The organism is Furfurilactobacillus curtus (genome assembly GCF_045862785.1).
GTDB classification, from domain to species: Bacteria; Bacillota; Bacilli; order Lactobacillales; family Lactobacillaceae; genus Furfurilactobacillus; species Furfurilactobacillus curtus.
This window is the reverse complement of the sequence record NZ_BQXO01000046.1, coordinates 1-625: the sequence shown is the minus strand read 5'-3', so window position 1 is coordinate 625 and position 625 is coordinate 1. Positions and strand designations below refer to the sequence as shown.

Sequence of the window (625 nt, the reverse complement as noted above, 5' to 3'; positions counted from 1 at the left end):
TAGTGAATGCAAGCTATCGCGATCAATCAGCTTGGTAAAGTCTTCAACCTCCGGTTTAGGATTACTACCCGTTTGTCCGCTATCGCCTTGATGTCTTTCTTTTTTAGTTGGCATAAATAAATCAATGACCTTATCACCAAAACTCATCCTGTTGCCTCCTATCCATTGAAATTGATTAAGTTCTTTAAAATCTCTTGGACTTCCTGCCTAGTCAAAACTTTGGCCGTCACATCAAAATCCGTTAACGCATTTTCAATGTCTCGTTTAACCTGTTCGATCTTTTCGTCTAAATGAGTGACGGCTAAGTTTAAGCTTTTACCGCTCTTGTCTTTAATCGGTACCTTAACGATTAGCAGGTGTTGCTTAGTTGTCATGTTTTTGGATTCCTGGACTTTAGTAAAGTGGTCCAAACAACTGGCTATGAGCTGGATTTTGAACTGTTGCTCCGAGTGATCTTTTTGTAACGCAAGATACCGACGCTTGAGACCATTGAGATAAGCCGTCATATTGACGGGAATCGTCGGTTCTAAGAACTGTAGCGTGTCATCAACACCTTCCCCCAAGGTACTCATCAGAAACGCGCCATAGTCCTCAAAGACGTCTTGCTGTTCGGTTTCATTAAGTA

At 41.6% G+C, this 625-nt stretch carries 1 protein-coding gene; it reads right to left on the bottom strand.

Translation table 11 applies throughout. The features are described from left to right. Positions 1 to 158: 158 nt before the first annotated feature. On the bottom strand, positions 159 to 625 hold a 467-nt coding region (gene trsD / locus ACKTR2_RS10355; RefSeq protein ID WP_407885062.1), incomplete at its 5' end, for a TrsD/TraD family conjugative transfer protein.